The organism is Rhizobium sp. SU303 (assembly GCF_021052345.1).
GTDB lineage: Bacteria > Pseudomonadota > Alphaproteobacteria > Rhizobiales > Rhizobiaceae > Rhizobium > Rhizobium laguerreae.
In genome coordinates this window covers 3211617-3228006 of sequence record NZ_CP088095.1, presented here as the reverse complement: position 1 = coordinate 3228006, position 16390 = coordinate 3211617, and the positions used below count along the sequence as shown (strand labels likewise).

Sequence of the window (16390 nt, the reverse complement as noted above, 5' to 3'; positions counted from 1 at the left end):
GCTCAAGTCTCCCTGATTGATATCGCGGAAATCTGGCGGCCGTAATCCGGCTCCTTGCGATGTGTCGTCCTGCGGTAGGAAAAGAAGCGCTCGTTGTCCGGATAGGTGCAGAGGCCGAGGCTTTCCGCACGCACGCCGGCTTTCGTCAACCGGTCGACGGTCAGCGCCGGCAGGTCGAACATGGCGTGGCCGGGCGTTGCGGAAGGCACGAAAAAGCGCTGGTCCTCCGGGTTTTCGGCGACGAAACGCTCGACGAACTCAGGGCCGACCTCATAGCTCGCCTGGCTGATTGAGGGGCCGAGGCAAGCGACGATGCGAGCGCGGTCCGCACCTAGTGCCTCCATGGCGGCGATGGTGTTTTCGAGCACGCCCGTCAGCGCGCCCTTCCAGCCGGCGTGGGCAGCACCGATGACGCGATTGTCCGGGTCGGCAAACAGGATGGGTCCGCAATCGGCGGCGAGCACGCCAAGCGCAATGCCAGGGGTGCGCGTTACCATCGCATCCGCATCGGGGCGGGCGCCGTCGTAATCGGCGCCGATCGTCACGACATCGGGGGAATGGACCTGATGCACGGTTGCCAGCCGCTCGACCGGCAAGCCGAACCAAGCGGCGACGCGACGGCGGTTTTCCAGGACCTTGTCGCGTTCGTCGCTGGAGCCGAGGCCGACGTTAAGGCCACGATACAGCCCCTCCGAAACGCCGCCGGCCCGAGTGAAATATCCGTGCCGGATCGTGGCGCCCGTCGCTTCGTTCAGCAGCGCGCTTTCGATCGGTGCGGGAGAGGCCGCGTCCTGCATCTGTGATTCCGGGGTTTTCGAGGGGTTTGTTATTATCCCAAGCGCATCGCATATGCGGCGCGCTTCAAGTTCTTGTTTCGGGCGGATGTTGAACCAGCCGCGTGCGCCCTGTCAATCCACCGGACGAAAGGGCATGAGATCGAGGGCGGGATAGGAGACCGCCATCACCTTGAAGAGTTCGCCCATCCGGCCTTCACCGGCGCCGGCGAGCCTTTCGACCGCCGCCTGGATGACCTGCTGGGTCTGCGGCTCGCGATCGCGGCCGAGGGCGGTTGCGCGCTCGATGATGCCGAGGCCGGTCAGGAAATCACCCTGATGCAGGGCGCCGTTCAGATGGAGGCCGGCCGCAAGCGCCGTTTCGGCGAGCTGCTGGAAGTCGACATGGCTCGTCAGATCGGCTTCGCCGGGATGGGCGAGCGGCGGGTCGAATTCATGCATGCGCACGGCCTGCAGCGTATCGCCGAAGCCGGTGACGAGATGGCCGTAGTCGATTGTAAGCGCCGTGCCGCCGAAGGCGCGCAGCCGCTCGCAGATCGCCATCATCACCGCCTGGCGGGCAGGCGAGATCTCAAAGAGGGTGCCGACCGGCACGTTCTGCACCGGTTCGGGCAGCAAGGTAGGATCGAGGCCGGCGACGCCGGCGGCGAAAGTCAGCTCGCCATCGGCGTCGATACCGACCATGCGCTCACGGAACCCCGTCGGCATGCGGACGAACTGGCGGATCGGGATGGCGTCGAAGAGTTCGTTGGCGGCAATCAGCGTGAAGCCGGGTGGCACTTCGTCGAAGCCATCGTGCCAGGTGATCTTCTCGCCGTGGGGTTCGAGCGTCTGGCTCTGGATGTCGCGCAGGCGCTCGCTGGTTTCGACGAGATGCACGGTCATGGCGTCGAAAAGCGGTGGAGCGATGCGGGAGATGACGCGCAGCATGTCTGATATCATGGTGCCGCGGCCGGGGCCGATCTCGACGAGGCGGACGTCTGTCGGTGTGCCGTGGCGCTGCCACGCATGGACGATGAACACGCCGATCATCTCGCCGAAGATCTGGCTGACCTCCGGCGCGGTGACGAAATCACCGGAACGGCCGAAGGGCTCGCGGGTGCGGTAATAGCCGTGTTCGGGGTCTGCGAGGCAGAGCGAGAAGTAATCGGTGACGCTGATCGGGCCGTTGGCCTGGATGATCGCCTTGATCTTTTCGCCTAGAGCGGTGGTCATGTCGCGCGTCCTGCCGTTTCAGAGCTGCAGCGCAGCCTGGCGGCGGGCCCGCAGCATCGCCCAGAGGCCAAGCAGGATCATCGGGGAGGAGAGCACCATGCCCATGGTCAGCCAGTTCGTGCCGAGGAGGTAACCGAGCTGGGCATCAGGCTCGCGGAAGAATTCGACGAAGATGCGCGACAAAGCATAACCGCAAACGAAGACGCCTGTAATGAAGCCGGGGCTTTTCAGCGCGCGCATGCCATAGACGAAGGCGGCCAGCACCAGGAGCAGAACGATGCCTTCGAGGCCAGCTTCGTAAAGCTGGCTCGGATGGCGGGCGAAGGGACCACCGGTCGGGAAGGCCACGGCCCAGGGCACGTCGGTCAACCGGCCCCAGAGCTCGCCATTGATGAAATTGGCGATGCGGCCGAAGAACAGACCGAAGGGAACGACGGCGGCGACGATGTCGAACAGGCTCCAGACCGGGATGGCGTTGCGGCGGGCAAAGAGGATCATGGCGATCGTCGTGCCGGTCAGGCCGCCGTGGAAGGACATGCCGCCATTCCAGATCTCGAGCGCACGGACGGGACTGCGCAGGACGGCGGGGAGATCATAGAAGAAAATATAGCCGAGACGACCGCCGAGGACGACGCCAAGCGCTGCCCAGACGATGAAATCGTCGAGCTGCGTCTTTGATATCGGCGAGACGTTGCCGGGCCAGAGACTGTCATTGGCGGCGATGCGGCGTGCATAGGCCCAGCCGAGCAGGATGCCGGCGACGTAAGCGAGACCGTACCAGTGAATCGCCAGCGGACCGATCGAAAAGGCGATCGGATCGATATCCGGGAAAGGCATGATGGCAAGGAGATCGGCTGCTGTCGGCAAGATTTTCCACCTGTTGAGTTGCGCGGAACATGCCGCTGCGATCCCGGACGGTCAAGTCCATTGTTCGTGATGGCCCATTCCCGGCCGGTTCCGGCAAGCTTATCCCGTGTAAAGCGCTTGCATCGTCGATGGCGAAGCCCTACCTCAATCCTCGAGGCCCTGAAGGGCTGAATTTCACCTCATGCGAAGGGAGAAAAACGCCATGACGACCGGAACGAACCGCATCATGGACGAATTCGCCAAGCTGATGACCGATGCGGCCGGTGCCGCCCAGGGCGTCCGCAAGGAGATCGAAACCGCCTTCAACGCCCAGGCCGAGCGTTGGCTGAACAGCATGGACATCGTCAAGCGCGAGGAGTTCGAGGCCGTGCGCGAGATGGCGATCAAGGCACGCGACGAGAACGAGGCGCTTGCCGCCCGCATCGCAGCACTCGAGGCGCAGCTTGCCGGCGAGGGCGCTTAAGTCCCGATACGACACAGATGCGGCGTTGCCTTCATGCCACACGCCGCATCTTCCGTAAAAAAACCAGGTGAGTTTTCCACCTGTGGACACTGCCAAAAAAGCCAATTCGCAGAGTCGCTTATTCTCCCTTCTGAATTGAATTTCGAAGAGCCTTTCCACAGTGGCCGGTCCTATTTTCCGTTCAGGGGGCTGGCAGGGGACCAGGGGCGCTATACACTGATTTTAAATGATGATTCGAAGCGACGTGGTAAGCTCCGGGCAGGTTATCTGCGTTAAGTCTGGCAGCGGTTCAACGATCATCCGAGTGGTGGTTCCGGTATTTTGCGTGTGTCTTTCTTGTGTTCGTACACCAAGTTAGGTCGCATTCGTTCCGGTCAAGAAGGTGCTGCATGAACCTGATGGAATTGGAAGTCGAGCGTCAGTCGAACCCGGTCGATATGATCGAGTACGTTGCCTCCAACAACGACTGGTCGTTCGAACGGTCCGGCGAGGACGAGATCGCTATGACGGTCGAGGGCCGCTGGACGGACTACCACGTCTCCTTCTCCTGGATGGAGGAATTCGAGGCGCTGCACCTTGGCTGCGCCTTCGATATCAAAGTTCCCGACATCAGGGTCAACGAGGTGGTCAAGCTGCTCTCGGCGATCAACGGGCAGGTGCTGATGGGTCATTTCGACCTCTGGCGCCAGGAAGATGTCGTCATTTTCCGCCAATCGCTGCTGCTTGCCGGCGGTGCGGAGCCTACCAATCGCCAGGTGGAGGTGCTGCTTTCCAGCGCGCTTGACACCTGCGAAGCTTACTTCCAGGCATTCCAGTTCGTCGTCTGGTCCGGCATGGAAGCGACGAAGGCGATGGAAGCCGTGCTGTTTGAAACGGTCGGCGAGGCTTGAGATGCCGACGAAGGCTTTCTCCTCGACACATCCCGTCATTCTGATCGGTGCCGGAAACATGGGCGGGGCGATGCTCTCCGGCTGGCTGAAAAGCGGCGTTCCGGGCTCGGCCGTCATCGTTGTCGATCCGGGCCCGTCGCCGGCGATGCTTTCGACGATCAACGAGGCTGGCGCGACCCATCTGACCGCGCTTCCTACGGATTTGAAGGCAAGCGTGCTGTTTCTGGCGGTCAAGCCGCAGGTGATGGAGACGGTGCTGCCGGCGGTGAAGAGTGCCGTCGGGCCGGACACGGTCGTCGTCTCGGTCGCGGCCGGCAAGACGCTCGGTTTCCTCGAGAAGCATCTCGGCAAGGCCGCCATGGTGCGGGCCATGCCGAACACGCCAGCCATGGTCGGGCGCGGCGTTACCGGTGCTTTTGCGAATTCAGGGGTCAGCGATCCGCAGCGCGAACGCGTCCATGCCCTTCTGCACGTCTCGGGGCCGGTCGAATGGGTGCCGGCGGAAGCCGATATCGATGCCGTGACGGCGCTTTCGGGCAGCGGTCCGGCTTATGTATTCTATCTCGTCGAATGTATGGCGGAGGCAGGCCGTAAACTCGGCCTGCAGGCGGACCTCGCCATGCGTCTTGCGCGGGAAACAGTCGCGGGGGCTGGTGAACTCATGCACCAGTCCCCCGACGACGCTTCGCGGCTGCGGGAGAATGTGACCTCTCCCGGCGGCACGACGGCGGCGGCGCTCGCCGTGCTGATGGCCGAAGACGGCATGCAGCCCTTGTTCGACGCAGCCCTTGCGGCGGCGCGCAAGCGGGCCGAGGAACTGGCTGGCTGACGGAGACCATATGGCGGAACAGATCACCTACGCCGATTTCGAGCGTGTCGATATCCGCGTCGGCACGATCATCGAAGCCAGTCCCTTTCCGGAGGCGCGCAAGCCGGCGTTCAAACTCCTGATCGATTTCGGTCCCGACATCGGCAATAAGAAATCCTCAGCACAGATCACCGTGCATTATACGACGGAAAGCCTGATCGGCCGGCAGGTGCTCGGCGTCGTCAATTTCCCGCCGCGCCAGATCGGGCCGTTCCGCTCGGAAGTGCTGACGCTGGGTTTCGAAGATGAGAACGGCGCGATCGTGCTTGCTGCAGTCGGACAGCCGGTGCCGAACGGCAGAAGAATGATGTGAGCGCGAGCTTACACTTAAAGCGCGTCGCGTCGAATCGGATTCATGCCACGCGCTTTAAGTCTTTGTTTTATGCAAGTCGTTATCCCAAAACCGCTGCGCACTTTTGGGCGACATGCATTAGTTGTTCCGGGCTTCGCCCGACGTGGCAGGATCGGATCCTCCACGAGGTCTGATCTCCTGCAGGAATGGATTGCTTCGCCGCTCGTCGCCGATGCGGCTGCCGGGGCCGTGGCCGCAGATGAAGCCGACGTCGTCGCCGAGCGGCAATACCTTGTCGCGGATCGAATCGAGAAGCTGCTGATGATTGCCGCCGGGCAGGTCGGTGCGGCCGATCGAGCCGTTGAAAAGCACGTCTCCGAGATGGGCAAAATTCTGCGCACGGTTGAAATAGATGACGTGGCCGGGGGCATGGCCGGGCGTGTGATAGACTTCGAATTCATGGGCGCCGAAAGAGATCTTGTCGCCATCCTTCAGCCAGCGGTCGGGCACGACGTCGCGCAATCCTGATATGCCGTATTTTTCAGCCTGCGTTTCGATCCGTTGCAGCAGCGGCAGATCGTCCTGATGCGGGCCGACCACGTCGATGCCGAGGGCCTCCTTCAATTCACTGGCGCCGCCCGCATGGTCGAGATGGCCGTGTGTCAACCAGATTTCCTTGATGGTCAGGCCGTTCTGGGCAATCGCCTGCAGGATGAGCGGCACGTCGCCGCCGGGATCGACGACGACGCCTTCCTTGGTATCGGGATCGAAGAAGATGGTGCAGTTCTGCTGGAAGGGTGTCACCGGAATGATGCCGGCCTGGAGCATGCCCATATGTGCCTCGCTTCGTGTCTCTGTTGCTTCGGGTATAGTCCGAAACCACGGCAAGGACAGCCGGAATCTTCCGCCATGGCGGCCTGCCTCACGGCAAAAAGACGGACTGAAACAAGAGTTTATGCCTCTCTTCGCCATTGTCGTAGAGCGGAAAAATCGATTTTTCTTCAATTCTTCAAGGCACTTGGATGAAATCTCCCACAAGCGGCGTTTCGCTGGGCGGAGTGCCGGGGAACATCGTGGAACCCCGCGCGTTGTCAGCCCATCGAAACCAAGGAGACGCTCATATGACCTTGAAGAGAAACATTCTGTTGGCTGGAGCCGTGCTCCTGGCGAGCGGCGGTCTTGCGCAGGCGGAGATGATGGCGACAACGGTCAATGATCTCAACGTTCGCGCCGGCCCAGGCCCGCAATATCCCTCGGTCGGCCTTGCCACCCGCGGCTCGACCGCGGTCCTCGACGGCTGCATCGAAGGCAGCCGCTGGTGCCGCGTCGACGTCAACGGCATGCGCGGCTGGGTCTATGCCGATTATCTGCAGGTCGATCATGGCGGCACCTCTGTTATCGTCGAACAGCACCGCGCCGAGATCGGCGTTCCCAGCGTGACTTACGAATCGACCGCGAGTGTCGTTCCGGCCGATCCGCAGCCGGCACCGGGCGACGAGTTGCTCGGCCCCGTCGGTGCGGTCGAGACCATCACCCCACCGGAGACAGTCCGCACCTACATCGAGACCAATCCGGGTGAGACGGTGCAGCTCGGCGGTGACGTCGTCGTCGGCGCGGAAGTGCCTGCCGATGTCACCTTCCAGTCGATCCCGGATTACGAGTATCGCTATACCAGGATCAACGACCGGCCGGTGCTGGTCGATCCCGGTACACGCTGGATCGTCTACGTCTATCAGTGACGTGATCGACAGAAACGAGGCGAGGCGGACGTCGGACCGCCTCGTTCCGGGGCGGTTCTCCCTGCCTTAATCCCGCATCGGTTGATTTTTCTTAACGCTTTCCTCCGAAATATGATAGTATACTAATATGCCGAAGGTTCGGCATGGATCGGCGGTCGGGGAGATCGCCAGAGGAGGAAATCATGGAAGCGCTACTTCCGCTCATCACCCAATTGATTGCCGGTGCAATCGGCGGCAACGCCGCGAGCGCCGCTTTGAAGCAGCAGGCGATCAATGTTGTCGCCCGTACGATCGCGGGTGCGATCGGCGGCGTTGCTGGCGGTATGCTGCTCAGCATGGTCGGTGGGGAAGCGGCTATGACCGGCCTGATCGCCGACGGCATCGGCGGCTTGATCGGCGGCGGCATTCTCTCGACGCTCGCCGGACTGGTCATGGCACGCGCGCATAGATAAAAGGCCCGACGGGTCTGTATCTACAGCGCCGCGCGTCTTTTCGAGAGCCGCAAAGGACGCTGTAGCACTTTGAACTGCTGCATCCTTAAATCGATTCCGATTTAAGGAATTATGCGATAGCCGGACCGATTGCGTGAGGTCTTATTCGGCGGCGACCACCGCCGGATAGACTTCCTTCATGTGGTCGTTCATCCGTGTTTCGAGATCGTCGACGGCGTGAAGCGATACGGGCCGATTTCGGAAACCGGGTTGATGACGTCTGGCGGGTGATACCGTTCCGAAAGCAATCCGGGGTCGGCGTGTGAATGACGCCATCCTTGATGAAGAAGATGTTGGCGCCGGTCGCCTCAGTGACCTGACCGAGATAATCGAGCATCATTGCATCGGCGTAGCCCTTGGCTTCGGCGGCGTGCTCGGAAATGGTGCTGATCGTGTAGAGACCGGCAGCCTTGGAGGCGCAGGGCGCCGTCTTCGGATCGGGACGGCGGTATTCGGCGATATCGAGGCGGATGCCCATCAGCTTTTCGGTCGGGTTGAAATAGCTGCCCCATTGCCAGATGGCGATGGTGACGTTGATGCGGTTGGCCTGCGCCCCCGTCCAGCTGATTCAAAGGAATCGAAGCCATCCCCAAACTCCTCCGGCGCTTCAAGCACCATGCCTGTTGATTGTTGTCCCCATTACGTTTTATCCACAGACGCAAGGGGAAATCGCGTATTGCGTCGGAGTGCCGGACGGGCCTTGTTTTCTGGGGAAATGCCAGGGAAATGAGAGGCCGTGCGGGGCTCCCGCAGAGTTCGCGGAAGCTAATAGCGACGCAAATTTATGTCAATAAAGCTGACGTATTTTTGCGAAAGCTTCCGGCAGCGCGCGGAAAAGAAAGGAAATGCGAGTGTCACGACAGACCGGCCCGAAAGCAGGCAAGCCAGAGCCGCTAGCCACGCCGATGGAAGATACTGATATCATCGATTTCGAGATCATCGAGCTGTTCTTCTTCGCCTATCGCGACTTCGTTTCCGATCCTGACGCTATCCTCGAAAAGAGCGGCTTCGGCCGGGCGCATCACCGCGTCGTGCATTTCGTCAACCGCAATCCCGGCATGACGGTAGCCGATCTTCTCGAAACGCTGAAGATCACCAAGCAGAGCCTTGCAAGGGTGCTGAAACAGCTGATCGACTCAGGCTATATTCGCCAGGTGGCAGGTCCTGAAGACCGGCGGCAGCGCAAGCTCTATCCGACGAAATCGGGACGAGAGCTGGCGCTTGCCCTTGCCGAGCCGCAATCGCGCCGCATTGAGCGGGCATTCGAAGGGGCTTCTGCGGAGGTGCGGGAGGGCGTAAAAGCTTTCCTCAGCGGCATGCGGGACAGACAGAAGGCGGATTGAATGGCGGTCAAGACAGATATTTCCGACGATGCGGCGCACTTGCTGGTGGTCGATGACGACTCCCGCATCCGCGCGCTGCTCAATCGCTATCTCGCCGAGAACGGCTTCCGCGTCACCGTCGCCGCCGACGGCGCCGAGGCGCAGCGCAAGCTTGCGGGTCTCGACTTCGACCTGATCATCATGGATGTGATGATGCCCGGTGAATCCGGCATCGAGGTTACCCGCGGGCTTCGCGCCATCAAGAACGTCCCGATCATCATGCTGACGGCGCTGGCAGAATCGGGCAACCGCATCGAAGGCCTCGAGGCGGGCGCCGACGACTATCTTTCCAAGCCCTTCGACCCGCGCGAACTGGTGCTGCGCATCAACAACATCCTGCGCCGCAACGCCGGCGGCGAGGGTCCGAAGATCGAACAGGTGATGTTCGGCCCCTACACCTTCTCGCTGACCCGCAAGGAGCTGAAGAAAGCCAGCGAGGTGATCCGGCTCACCGACCGCGAGCAGGAGATCATGCTGCTCTTTGCGCGGCGTGCCGGCGACACGATCCCCCGCCATGAACTGATCGGCAACGATGCCGAAGTCGGCGAGCGGACGATCGACGTGCAGATCAACCGGCTGAGGCGTAAGATCGAGGACGATCCCGCCAATCCCGTCTGGCTGCAGACCGTGCGCGGCATCGGATACAGGCTGAGCATCGACTAAACTCAAGGTTCGGGACCGGCGCTGATGGTGACGATCGACAGCTTGCGGCGGGAAGACCGCACTTCTGCGCCGGGCTGGCGCTCGATCGTCCGCTGGCTGCGCCGGCGGCTGCCGACCGGACTTTACGCGCGCTCGCTGCTGATCATCATCATTCCGATGGTGCTCCTGCAATCCGTCGTCGCCGCCGTTTTCATGGAGCGCCACTGGCAAATGGTAACGGAGCGGCTGTCGCTTGCGGTCACCCGTGACATCGCCGCGATCATCGAGATCATCGAGACCTATCCGCAGAATTCGGACTATAGCGAGATCATCCGCATCGCCCGCGACCAGCTCAGCCTGCAGATCTCGATCGAGCCGGACGGCGACCTGCCGCCGCCGCGCGTCAAGCCGTTCTTCTCGATCCTCGACGGCATCCTCAGCGACGAGATCACCGACGAGATCCATCGGCCTTTCTGGATCGACACGGTCGGCAACTCGAACCTCGTCGAGATCCGCATCAAACTCGACAACAAGATCCTGCGGGTGCTGACCAAGCGCAGCCAGACCTATGCCTCGAACACGCATATCTTCATCGTCTGGATGGTCGGCACCTCGCTCGTGCTGATCGGCATCTCGATCCTCTTCCTGCGCGGGCAGATCCGGCCGATCCTGACCTTGGCACGCGCGGCCGAAAGCTTCGGCAAGGGGCAGAAGCCCGATAATTTCTATCCGCGGGGCGCTGACGAGGTCAGGCGCGCCGGCCTTGCCTTCATTCTGATGCGCGAGCGAATCGAACGACAGATCGAGCAGCGCACCGCGATGCTCTCCGGCGTCAGTCATGATCTGCGCACCATCCTCACCCGCTTCAAGCTGCAGCTGGCGCTGGCCGGCGACAATCCCGACCTGCATGGCCTCAACGACGACGTCAACGACATGCAGACCATGCTGGAGGCCTATATGGCCTTTGCACGCGGCGAGGTCGAAGAGGATGTCGGCGAGCTGAGACTCAGTGAGATCTTCGCGAAGCTGGAATCCGATTTCGCCCTGCACGGTAAAAAATTCAGCTATTCGATCGAAGGCGATGACGATATTTCCGTCAGGCCGAACGCCTTCATGCGTCTCGTCACCAACCTTGCCTCGAATGCGCGCCGGTATGCCGATAGGCTCGACATCGAGGCCAAGCACAATGCCAAATGGCTGACCGTCATCTTCGACGATGACGGGCCAGGGATTCCCGAAAAGAACCGTGAGGACGTGTTCAAGCCGTTCTTCCGGCTGGATACGGCGCGCAATCTCGATGCATCAGGCACCGGGCTCGGCCTCGCGATCGCCCGCGACATCGCCCGCAGCCACGGCGGTAACGTCACGCTCAGTGACAGCCCGCTCGGCGGACTGAGGGCAACGATCCGCATCCCGGCTTAGCCACGGGCGGCCGTCAGCTTCACGGCTTTGCGTGCATCGAAATCGTCCAGGTGTTCGACGATCCAGCGCCAGAGCGATACGACCTGCATGAGGAGGTCGTGTCCGAGCGGCGTCAACTCATATTCGACGCGCGGCGGCACTTGGGGATAAAGCGTGCGGATGACGAGGCCATCCCTTTCGAGGGTGCGCAGCGTCTGCGTCAGCACTTTCTGGCTGATGCCCTCGACCCGCTCCAAAAGGCGCGAGAATCGCAGGGGTGCGCCGGCATCGGAGAGCACATGCAGAATGCGCAGCGGCCATTTCGCCGCCGCCCGTTCGATCAGTTCACGGGCCCGCCCATCCTGTTCGTCCGTCATGCTGTTGCAGAAATCGAACATGTCGCTGCTCACGTCAGTTACCTCAAGGTGTGTATAGATCGTCTGGGTACCTTCTTTCGATCGGATACAATAGACCATACATGAACCGGGAACCAAAGAAGGAGGGTTTCCGATGTTCAGAGTCTGGTTGATAACAGGGAGTTCGCGCGGTCTCGGCCGGGCGCTGGCGGAGGCGGTATTGGCCGCCGGCGACAATCTGGTGGCGACAGCGCGCGACCCCGGCCAGCTTGCCGATCTTTCCGAACGGTATGGCGATCAGGTGCTGACGCTGGCGCTTGACGTGACCGACGAGCCGGCGGCAGCGGCGGCAGTCAAGGCGGGTGTGAAGCGGTTCGGGCGCATTGACGTTCTTGTCAACAATGCCGGCTACGGCAATGTCGGCTCGATCGAGGATACCAGCCTTACCGATTTCCGGGCCCAGATCGAGACCAACCTCTTCGGCACGATCATCATGACCAAGGCAGTCATCGCCTTGATGCGCGGGCAGGGAGCGGGACACATCATCCAGTTCTCATCCGTCGGCGGCCGGATCGGACCTGCCGGGCGCGGCGCCTATTCGGCGGCGAAATTCGGTGTCGAGGGTTTTTCCGAGGTGCTGGCGAAGGAGGTCGCGCCATTCGGGATCAAGGTGACGGTGATCGAGCCCGGCGGCTTCAGGACCGATTTCGCCGGCTCCTCGACGGTGCTTGCCGAAGGGCGGCAGGACTATGCGGAGACGGTCGGCGCCACGGTGCGCTTCCAGCGTGAATATGATGGGCGCCAGCCTGGCGATCCTGCCAAAGCAGCTGCGGTCGTCATCCACGTCGCCGGTCTCGACGAACCGCCATTCCGGCTGCTGCTCGGCAGCGATGCGGTCCACAATGTCGAAAAGGCGGATGCGGCGCGTATCGAAGCCGATCGGATGTGGCGCACCGTCAGCGTCTCGACCGATTTTGATGCAGAGGCCGAGTCGCTGCCCTGGAAAAAGAAGGCCGGTTGACCCAGGCAAAACAAAAGCGCCGCTGAAAAGCGGCGCTTTGCATCAGGGATATTCGACGATTCAGCCGGCGGTGCAGAAGTGGCTGCGACCGTCATTGCCGATATAAGTGCCGCTGCGCGGATCGAAGGTGCGGTAGCGGTAGGAGCAGTAACGCTGCCATTGCGGCGACCAGGGCTCCACCGCCGTGCGGACCGGCTCGTAATATTGCGGCTGATCGACATAGACGCGGCGGGGCGCGCGATAGACCGGAGCGGGCTCGTAGTAATCCGGCTCGTAGGCCGGGTCGATGTAGCGGCGCTCGTCGTAAACCGGACCGTTATTGGCGTTGGCGATGGCCGAACCGACGATCAGGCCGGTGGCAAGGCCGACGGCGCCGCCAACCCAGGCATCGTTGTTGCCGTGATCACGGCGCCAGTGGCGGTCGCGGGCCGACGCTTCACCGATGGCGGAAAGCGTGAGCGCGGCAGCGGTAGCCGTCAGCAGAAGGGTCTTGGCGAGCCTGTTCATAAGTATAAATCCTAATCCCGGGAACCGAACGCCGGTCCCTTTCTCGATGGTCACAGTCGTACAGATTTTTAGCTGAACGAAGGCTGAACGACAAAACCCGGCATTGCTGCCGGGCTTCAACTCGAATTCGCCAGCCTTGTTAAGGGTTCAGCCCGCAATCTGCAGATTGACGGCCTTCGGGCCCTTGCCGCGGCGATCCGGCTCCGTGTCGAAGCTTACCTTCTGGTTTTCCGTCAGACCGGCCAGGCCGGAGGCCTGAACGGCAGAAATGTGAACGAAGATATCGGCGCCGCCCCGGTCCGGCTTGATGAAGCCGAAGCCTTTGTCGGTATTGAAGAATTTTACAGTGCCAGTCTCTGCCATGCCTCAGGTCCTTTTCTCTCTGCCCGCCATCCACACGGGCAGCATCATAGCATTGCCTCCCGGCGGGAGGTGTTGGCAGGCAATTCTTGAAATTTGAGAAAAAGGTCCCCTCTACCTCGGCCTGTTCCAGGCAGGACTTTCGCCCGCCATTTTCGGAACCGGCTGACCGGGATATTAGCGTTCCCGGCGCGCAAATACTTAAGGACTTCCCATGCTCGCAAAATGCCCGAACGCGCTGAGAGTGCTGCGTTTAAAGGATTTTGGCAAGCAAAAGTTTTTTAACGTGTCGTTCCTGGCACACCCCTGCCGATATCCAATTTGCGCAAAAACGCGAAAATTTCCTTCGCCGATAGGGAATGATTAACGTTTTATATCGTCTGCAATATAAGTTCCGAGCAGATTTTCCCAAAAATGCAACGTGAACGCGTCTCCCGCGGCAGATGAATTTTTTTTCCGACGGGTGACTCACCCATATTTGGACGCGTGTTCACGTGGCTGGCAGGCGTCGGCGGGTCAATCCCGGCACGAGTTCGACCACAAGCATAGCGATAAACATCAGCGCGCAACCTGCATAACCTGTTACCGGCATCGTTTCGCCGAGCAGTAGGGCTGCAAGCGAGGCACCGAAGAGCGCTTCGGAAGAAAGAAAGATCGCGGCCTGCGAGGGCGTCGTGTAGCGCTGGCCGATCACCTGCAGCACGAAAGCCACGCCCGAGGAGAAGATGCCGACATAAAGGATCTCCGGCGCCGCGGCCTGTATTGCCGAAAGGCTGACAGGTTCGACGGCTACGGCAACGGCCAGCGCACAGACTGCGGTGACGGCAAATTGCGTGGCGGACAGCGCGAGCGGCCTTCCGGTCTCGGAAACGGTCGTGCCGGCAAGGGTGATCTGAATCGCCCAGAAGACGGCGCAGATGACGGTCAGCAGATCGCCAGGTGTCAGCGCCGAGAGACGGCCGCCGGACAGGAGATAGATGCCGGTGACCGCCATCAGCGCCCCCGGCCAGATGATCCAATGCGGGGCACGGCGCAGGAAGAACACGGCGATAACAGGCACGAAAACGACGTAGAGGCCGGTGATGAAGCTGGAATTCGTCACCGTCGTCGTCTGTAGGCCGACCTGCTGCGTGGCTGCGCCGCCGAAAAGGGCAAGGCCGATCAGGATATAGAGCTTCGCATGGCGCGCGCTGGTCTTCTCCTTTGCCTTGCGCGCTTCAAAAAGGACGAAGGGCAGCACGGCCAGGGTGGCGACGGCAAAGCGCAGACCGATAAACCAGAAGGGGCCGATCGCCTTCATCGCCGTCGACTGCGCGACGAAGCCGCCGCCCCAGATGGCAGCTGCAAGCAATAGGAGGAGGTTCGCCTGAACGCGCGTCATGTCGTCCTCGATGGGAAGGAGATGTGCCCGAGCGGTTAGCAGTTGTGTTTGCTTTCGGCAAGGGTGAAGACTTGGTGCCGGTTGACGGAGGTGAAGACATGCGAGGCGAAGAACCAAGCCGGCCGGCGGTGCGGCGGTAGCTGAGACAGCAGGCTATTCCGGCACGCCGCTCGTCAGGAAACTCGGCCTCGCAGAGGGGCAGGCAGCCGCTCTTCTCGGCATTCCCGAATCGATCGGCGAAATCAATGGTTTCGACGGTTTTGCTTCGGTCGTCCACACGCTTCCCGAGACGCCTCAACGTGCATTCGACTATGTGCATCTGTTTACGACAGAACGTGCGGCGCTGGAGGCCATCGCGCCCGCGCTTTTTCGCGACCTGAGACCGGACGGTATGGTCTGGATCTCCTGGCCGAAGAAGAGTTCACGGGTTTCGACTGACATCACCGAGGACGTGCTGCGGGAGGTTCTGCTCCCAACTGGCCTAGTCGACGTCAAGGTCTGCGCCGTCGACGAGATCTGGTCCGGGTTGAAATTCGTCATCCGCAAGGAGCTGCGCGGCGCGTTGTGAAGTCTCAGCCGTTACGGGCTTGTGCCCTGGATATCCTGAGCAGCGCGCCGTCGTCCTCGTCCGTCACCATCAGTAGCGCGCCGTCAGGGGCGACGACGACGTCGCGGATGCGGCCGTATTCGCCCTCGAACAGGCGCTCTTCGGTGACGAAGGCGCCGCCGTCGTCGCGCTGCATGCGCGAGAGCAGTTGGAACTTCAGCGCCGCGACGAGGAAATTGCCGTCCCATTCCGGGAACATGGCGCCACGATAGACGACGAGAGCGCCTGGTGCGATCGAAGGATCCCAGTAATGAAGCGGCTGTTCCAGCCCGTCCTTGGCGGTGCCTTCGCCGATCTCGGCACCCGAATAGTCGCGGCCATAGGTGATGATCGGCCAGCCGTAATTCTTGCCGGCCTCGGGCTGGTTGATCTCGTCGCCGCCGCGCGCGCCGTGTTCGACAGTATAGAGCTTGCCATCCTTGGCGTCGAAGGTGATGCCCTGCGGATTGCGGTGGCCTTTCGACCAGATTTCCGGCAGCGCCTTGCCTCCGTCCTTGAATGGATTGCCGGCAGGGATGCTGCCGTCGGCATTGATGTGGATGATCGAGCCGGCATCGTCCTGCCAGTTCTGCGAGCGGTCGCGGTTGCCGCGATCACCGACGCTGATGAACAGCGTACCGTCTGCGGCAATCGCGATGCGCGAGCCGTACTGGATATTGCCCGAGGTGAAGCGCCGCATGCTGAAAATAGGCGTCACGGCGTCGAGTGTCTTCTCGTCCGTGGAAAGCGTGGCGCTGAAGGCTTCGGTGCCGGAGCCCCGGCTGTTGGCGATGGCGGCGGTGAAATAGAGTTTGCGAGATGTCGCAAAGTCCGGCGCGAGCGCCACGTCCATCAGGCCGCCCTGGCCACGGGAACTGACCTTGGGCACGCCCCCAATCGGCTCGGAGACCTTGCCGTCGCGGACGATGCGGATGCGGCCCGGCCGCTCGGTGACGAGATAGGCGCCATCGGGCAACACCTCGACTGCCCAGGGATGTTCGAGGCCGTCGGCGAGCTTGTCGACACGGACGGCGAGTTCCTGCGTGTTGACGGTCTCGGCCGCATCAGCGGACACCGTGCTGAACAGGACCAGCGCTGCTGCGAAATGGAAGGCGGATATTCTCTTCATGTTGCT

At 61.6% G+C, this 16390-nt stretch carries 19 protein-coding genes and 2 pseudogenes; 11 read left to right on the top strand and 10 right to left on the bottom strand.

What is annotated here, in order from left to right:
* Positions 1-2 precede the first annotated feature (2 nt).
* The 3 genes from pgeF to lgt all read right to left on the bottom strand — a co-directional run bounded on the left by pgeF (position 3) and on the right by lgt (position 2876).
* Complete coding sequence (gene pgeF, locus RlegSU303_RS16215; RefSeq protein WP_094088750.1) at positions 3-797, bottom strand: peptidoglycan editing factor PgeF; 795 nt, start codon at positions 795-797, stop codon at positions 3-5.
* Between the two features lie 111 nt (positions 798-908).
* A complete protein-coding gene (locus RlegSU303_RS16210; protein ID WP_094088749.1) occupies positions 909-2009 on the bottom strand; it encodes a class I SAM-dependent methyltransferase in 1101 nt (366 codons plus the stop codon).
* 18 nt (positions 2010-2027) lie between these two features.
* Entirely contained in the window at positions 2028-2876 is an 849-nt protein-coding gene (gene lgt, locus RlegSU303_RS16205; protein ID WP_131624017.1) for a prolipoprotein diacylglyceryl transferase, read from the bottom strand.
* 202 nt (positions 2877-3078) lie between these two features.
* Between lgt and RlegSU303_RS16200 the strand changes: the two genes are divergently transcribed.
* The 4 genes from RlegSU303_RS16200 to RlegSU303_RS16185 all read left to right on the top strand — a co-directional run bounded on the left by RlegSU303_RS16200 (position 3079) and on the right by RlegSU303_RS16185 (position 5410).
* Entirely contained in the window at positions 3079-3339 is a 261-nt protein-coding gene (locus tag RlegSU303_RS16200) for an accessory factor UbiK family protein (protein WP_131624015.1), read from the top strand.
* A 389-nt stretch (positions 3340-3728) separates the two neighbouring features.
* Positions 3729-4229 (top strand): YbjN domain-containing protein, encoded by a 501-nt coding sequence (locus RlegSU303_RS16195; protein WP_003541709.1) that lies wholly within the window; start codon positions 3729-3731, stop codon positions 4227-4229.
* A 1-nt stretch (position 4230) separates the two neighbouring features.
* Positions 4231-5058, top strand: a complete 828-nt coding sequence (gene proC / locus RlegSU303_RS16190; RefSeq protein ID WP_131624013.1) for a pyrroline-5-carboxylate reductase — start codon at positions 4231-4233, stop codon at positions 5056-5058.
* Between the two features lie 10 nt (positions 5059-5068).
* A complete protein-coding gene (locus RlegSU303_RS16185) occupies positions 5069-5410 on the top strand; it encodes a tRNA-binding protein (protein WP_131624011.1) in 342 nt (113 codons plus the stop codon).
* Between the two features lie 117 nt (positions 5411-5527).
* Here the strand turns inward: RlegSU303_RS16185 and RlegSU303_RS16180 are convergent, their stop codons facing one another.
* Positions 5528-6223: an MBL fold metallo-hydrolase gene (locus tag RlegSU303_RS16180; RefSeq protein ID WP_131624009.1), complete on the bottom strand. Its 696-nt coding sequence runs from the start codon at positions 6221-6223 to the stop codon at positions 5528-5530.
* A gap of 287 nt (positions 6224-6510) precedes the next feature.
* Between RlegSU303_RS16180 and RlegSU303_RS16175 the strand changes: the two genes are divergently transcribed.
* Positions 6511-7128 (top strand): DUF1236 domain-containing protein, encoded by a 618-nt coding sequence (locus RlegSU303_RS16175; protein ID WP_231283221.1) that lies wholly within the window; start codon positions 6511-6513, stop codon positions 7126-7128.
* 182 nt (positions 7129-7310) lie between these two features.
* Positions 7311-7580 carry a hypothetical protein gene (locus RlegSU303_RS16170; protein WP_003541697.1) on the top strand — a complete coding sequence of 90 codons (270 nt, stop codon included), beginning with the start codon at positions 7311-7313 and terminating at the stop codon, positions 7578-7580.
* A 141-nt stretch (positions 7581-7721) separates the two neighbouring features.
* On the opposite strand, the pseudogene RlegSU303_RS16165 reads toward RlegSU303_RS16170, so the two are convergent.
* Positions 7722-8187: pseudogene (locus RlegSU303_RS16165) on the bottom strand (aminotransferase class IV); the annotation flags it as partial.
* A gap of 283 nt (positions 8188-8470) precedes the next feature.
* Between RlegSU303_RS16165 and RlegSU303_RS16160 the strand changes: the two are divergent.
* The 3 genes from RlegSU303_RS16160 to RlegSU303_RS16150 are packed head-to-tail and all read left to right on the top strand — an operon-like array spanning position 8471 to position 11065.
* On the top strand, positions 8471-8962 hold the full coding sequence (locus RlegSU303_RS16160) for a MarR family winged helix-turn-helix transcriptional regulator (protein WP_017989072.1): 492 nt from the start codon (positions 8471-8473) through the stop codon (positions 8960-8962).
* A complete protein-coding gene (locus tag RlegSU303_RS16155) occupies positions 8963-9664 on the top strand; it encodes a response regulator (RefSeq protein WP_131719302.1) in 702 nt (233 codons plus the stop codon).
* Between the two features lie 24 nt (positions 9665-9688).
* Positions 9689-11065 carry an ATP-binding protein gene (locus RlegSU303_RS16150; protein ID WP_011652932.1) on the top strand — a complete coding sequence of 459 codons (1377 nt, stop codon included), beginning with the start codon at positions 9689-9691 and terminating at the stop codon, positions 11063-11065.
* Here the strand turns inward: RlegSU303_RS16150 and RlegSU303_RS16145 are convergent.
* Positions 11062-11520, bottom strand: a complete 459-nt coding sequence (locus tag RlegSU303_RS16145) for a winged helix-turn-helix transcriptional regulator (protein WP_080658215.1) — start codon at positions 11518-11520, stop codon at positions 11062-11064. The two genes, RlegSU303_RS16150 and RlegSU303_RS16145, sit on opposite strands and share 4 nt — an antisense overlap.
* 34 nt (positions 11521-11554) lie before the next feature.
* On the opposite strand from RlegSU303_RS16145, the gene RlegSU303_RS16140 reads away from it, so the two are divergent.
* Positions 11555-12421 (top strand): oxidoreductase, encoded by an 867-nt coding sequence (locus RlegSU303_RS16140; RefSeq protein ID WP_131624005.1) that lies wholly within the window; start codon positions 11555-11557, stop codon positions 12419-12421.
* A 60-nt stretch (positions 12422-12481) separates the two neighbouring features.
* On the opposite strand, the gene RlegSU303_RS16135 is transcribed toward RlegSU303_RS16140, so the two are convergent.
* From RlegSU303_RS16135 to RlegSU303_RS16125, 3 genes are all read right to left on the bottom strand, one after another.
* The gene (locus RlegSU303_RS16135; RefSeq protein WP_131624003.1) at positions 12482-12928 is read right to left on the bottom strand and encodes a BA14K family protein; all 447 of its coding nucleotides are present in this window, start codon (positions 12926-12928) and stop codon (positions 12482-12484) included.
* A gap of 147 nt (positions 12929-13075) precedes the next feature.
* A complete protein-coding gene (locus RlegSU303_RS16130) occupies positions 13076-13291 on the bottom strand; it encodes a cold-shock protein (RefSeq protein ID WP_003561293.1) in 216 nt (71 codons plus the stop codon).
* A gap of 487 nt (positions 13292-13778) precedes the next feature.
* Positions 13779-14669 (bottom strand): DMT family transporter, encoded by an 891-nt coding sequence (locus tag RlegSU303_RS16125; RefSeq protein ID WP_029873306.1) that lies wholly within the window; start codon positions 14667-14669, stop codon positions 13779-13781.
* A 103-nt stretch (positions 14670-14772) separates the two neighbouring features.
* Between RlegSU303_RS16125 and RlegSU303_RS16120 the strand changes: the two are divergent.
* Positions 14773-15237, top strand: a pseudogene (locus RlegSU303_RS16120) (DUF3052 domain-containing protein); the annotation flags it as partial.
* A gap of 4 nt (positions 15238-15241) precedes the next feature.
* Here the strand turns inward: RlegSU303_RS16120 and RlegSU303_RS16115 are convergent.
* Positions 15242-16384 (bottom strand): PQQ-dependent sugar dehydrogenase, encoded by a 1143-nt coding sequence (locus tag RlegSU303_RS16115; protein ID WP_029873308.1) that lies wholly within the window; start codon positions 16382-16384, stop codon positions 15242-15244.
* Positions 16385-16390 lie beyond the last annotated feature (6 nt).